This is a genomic window from Bacillus sp. mrc49, from assembly GCF_002803435.1.
This window is the reverse complement of the sequence record NZ_PHNG01000635.1, coordinates 1-3,329: the sequence shown is the minus strand read 5'-3', so window position 1 is coordinate 3,329 and position 3,329 is coordinate 1. Positions and strand designations below refer to the sequence as shown.

At 43.1% G+C, this 3,329-nt stretch carries 3 protein-coding genes and 1 pseudogene; all 4 read left to right on the top strand.

All coding sequences use genetic code 11. From position 1 onward, the window contains the following. Nucleotides 1–543, top strand: a pseudogene (locus CVN76_RS06585) (protein kinase family protein); the annotation flags it as partial. A 93-nt stretch (nucleotides 544–636) separates the two neighbouring features. Beyond that, nucleotides 637–2,031, top strand: coding sequence for a tRNA lysidine(34) synthetase TilS (tilS, locus tag CVN76_RS06580; protein ID WP_100530636.1), 1,395 nt, complete (start codon nucleotides 637–639; stop codon nucleotides 2,029–2,031). Between the two features lie 32 nt (nucleotides 2,032–2,063). After that, nucleotides 2,064–2,603 carry a hypoxanthine phosphoribosyltransferase gene (gene hpt, locus CVN76_RS06575; RefSeq protein ID WP_061144052.1) on the top strand — a complete coding sequence of 180 codons (540 nt, stop codon included), beginning with the start codon at nucleotides 2,064–2,066 and terminating at the stop codon, nucleotides 2,601–2,603. Between the two features lie 117 nt (nucleotides 2,604–2,720). Then, the coding region (locus CVN76_RS06570) for an ATP-dependent metallopeptidase FtsH/Yme1/Tma family protein (RefSeq protein WP_198512517.1) at nucleotides 2,721–3,329 on the top strand (609 nt) is incomplete at its 3' end.

The window sequence follows — 3,329 nt, the reverse complement described above, 5'->3', positions numbered from 1 at the left end:
AAGCCAGAGAATTTGATCGTGACTTCTCCCGCCTATAAGGTGCGCTGCGTCGATGTAGGGGGAACGACCTTGATTGGCCGTTCAGTCAAGGAATTCACGGAGTTCTTTGATAGAGGTTACTGGGGGCTTGGTTCGAGGAAGGCCGATCCGCAATATGACTTGTTCGCTGTGGCGATGATCATCATCAATTCAGCCTACCCGGGACGTTTCCATAAGAAAGGGGAGGGGTATAGTCAGCTAAATGACTTGATTAAGCAGAAAAAGGAACTTCTCCCCTATAGAAAAATGCTGGATAAAGCGCTGCACGGGAAGTACGATTCAGCGCTTCAAATGAGGGAGGATTTAGTTGCTGTGTTGAGTAAGCAAAGCCACCAGAAGAAAACGGGGACTGTCCAGGCGGCGGCAAGCAAGCCTGCGACAAGGCAGGCAAGAAGGTCCCAAAACCATTCCAACAAGAAGCGGGGAGGACTGTTTGAGACTTTTTTACTTGTTGCGATCATATCGATGCTCTATGTTCTCTACATATATGAACAGTTGTTATGATATAGTTAATTAACGAATATCATGAAATAGTTGGTACCATTTCATGTTTTGAACCGTATTAACTATTACCTGTCCATAAAGAAGGAAGATTGTATGTTAAAGGAAAAAATTCTCGACACTATCTATAGAAATGAATTGATCCAGGAAAAGACGAAATTGGTCATAGGTGTTTCCGGGGGACCGGACTCAATGGTGCTTCTCCATATCCTGAAGGAAATCCAACCGCTTTTTCAATACGGGATGATCGTTGCAAGTGTTGACCATATGTTCCGTGGTGAAGAATCATATGAGGATTATCGGTATGTCGAGCGAATATGCGCAAGATGGGGCATCGCCTTTGAAGGGAAAAGGATCGATGTTCCTGCCGGGATGAAGCATACAGGGGAAAGCTCCCAAATAACGTCAAGGAAGTTACGCTTTGCTTTCTATGAAGAAGTGATGGATAAGCACCAGGCCGACACACTTGTGCTGGGGCATCATGGAGACGATCAAATCGAAACGATGCTCATGCGTTTAACAAGGGGGGCGACGGGTAAGGCGCGGGCAGGCATCCCTATGAAGCGGCGCTTTCACTCCGGCCAGCTGATCAGGCCTTTACTTGAAATCACGAAGTCGCAAATCATGGAGTATGCCGATCTTCATGGGATTGAACCGAGGTTCGACCCGAGCAATGATCAAGATACCTATGTAAGGAACCGCTTTAGGCACGAAGTCCTTCCGTTTTTAAAGCAGGAAAATGGAAAAGTTCATGAGCACTTCCAGCGTTTCAGTGAAGAGCTTTATGAAGATGAGGCATTTTTGCAGAACCTCGTTTCAGGTAAAATGTCCGAGGTTTGGATCAAGCAGGATGAAAATCAAGCGGTTATTAAGATTGATGAGGTCCTCGCGATGCCTAAACCTTTACAAAGAAGAGCGATTCAACTAATATTAAACTATCTTTATTTGGAGAGACCTTCATCGCTTTCAGCATTACATATTGATCAACTTTTAGTTTTGTTTTTTAATCCTCAACCATCTGCAGAATTGCATCTTCCGGAGGGCTTGATTGCGGAAAAATCATATCAAACTTGCACCTTTCGATTTTTTCGCCCAAAAAGCCAAGGATATTCCCTTATATTACAAATTCCCGGTGAGACTATTCTTCCGAATGGATATAAGATTAAAGCGCACTATATAAAAGAAGAAATTCCGGTAGTCAGTGGAAACCATTCTTTTATACTTCCCGAATCCGCTGTTCGGCTTCCGCTTACCGTCCGAACAAGGAAGGATGGCGAACGGATGGCAGTCAAGGGATTGGGCGGCACTAAAAAGTTGAAGGATATTTTCATTAATGAAAAAATCCCGATGCAGGAAAGAAATGTGTGGCCGGTCATCATCGATCAAGCGGGGAAGGCCATCTGGCTGCCCGGTTTAAAGAAATCGGATGTTGAGCCGGAAATGTTTTCTGATGAAACATCTTTAATCTACTTAGAATATAAAAAAGCTTAATTCTTCATGGGGGGCAATCAATTACAATGACCATGCAAAACGACATTGAAAAAGTGTTAATCACAGAGGAAGAACTTCAAACGAAAATCAAGGAACTGGGTGCACAGCTAGAAGCTGATTACCAAGGCAAGTTCCCGTTGGCCATCGGGGTGTTGAAAGGCGCGATGCCATTTATGTCTGACTTGCTGAAGCGTGTTGATACACATCTTGAAATGGACTTCATGGATGTTTCAAGCTATGGTAACTCAACTGTATCTTCCGGTGAAGTGAAAATCATCAAGGATCTAGATACATCAGTGGAAGGCCGTGACATCTTAATCATCGAAGATATTATCGACAGTGGTTTAACACTTAGCTATCTTGCGGAACTGTTCCGCTATAGAAAAGCAAAATCGATTAAAATCGTCACCTTATTGGATAAACCGACAGGCCGGAAAGCGGATATCACTCCCGATTATGCCGGATTTATCGTTCCTGATGCATTCGTTGTCGGATACGGTCTGGATTTTGCCGAAAAATATCGCAATCTCCCGTATATTGGCATATTGAAGCCTGAAATTTACTCGAATTGATCGTACCTGTTTGAAAGAAAAGACCAGATTAAAACAGCGGTGTTAAATTATTGTAATTCTTTAATTTTGTATGATAGTATTTACTATAGTTTGTTTACCCGTGGGAGGAGGTAAGGGATGAATCGGATCTTCCGTAATACGATATTTTATTTACTGATCTTTTTGGTCATCATTGGGATTGTAAGCATCTTTAATAATAACAATGAACCAAACGTAAAAATGACCCAAGATGAATTCTATAAGCATTTGGAGAGTGGGGACGTTACATCACTTACGATGCAGCCCGAAAGCAGTGTCTTTGAAATCACTGGTAAGCTCAAAGGTTATGATGATAACAAGAACTTCGTGACTTACGTGCCATTCAGTGAATATTCGCAAAGCCGGATCAATGACGCTGCAAACAAGCTGGATAAAGACATCATCAATGTCGAGCCTCCAGAAAAGACAAGTGGCTGGGTGACATTTTTCACTTCCATCATTCCATTTGTAATCATTTTTATCCTCTTCTTCTTTTTACTTAACCAAGCTCAAGGCGGCGGCGGCGGCCGCGTCATGAATTTCGGGAAAAGTAAGGCGAAATTGTATAATGATGATAAGAAAAAGGTACGCTTCAATGATGTTGCCGGAGCGGACGAAGAAAAGCAGGAACTTGTCGAGGTCGTCGAATTCTTGAAAGACCCTCGCAAATTCGCCGAGCTAGGAGCCCGCATTCCTAAAGGGGTACTA

Bases quoted from the DNA above. Each gene is read 5' to 3' on its own strand.
- tilS (WP_100530636.1), top strand. From the start codon at position 637: ATGTTAAAGGAAAAAATTCTCGACACTATCTATAGAAATGAATTGATC.
- hpt (WP_061144052.1), top strand. From the start codon at position 2,064: ATGCAAAACGACATTGAAAAAGTGTTAATCACAGAGGAAGAACTTCAA.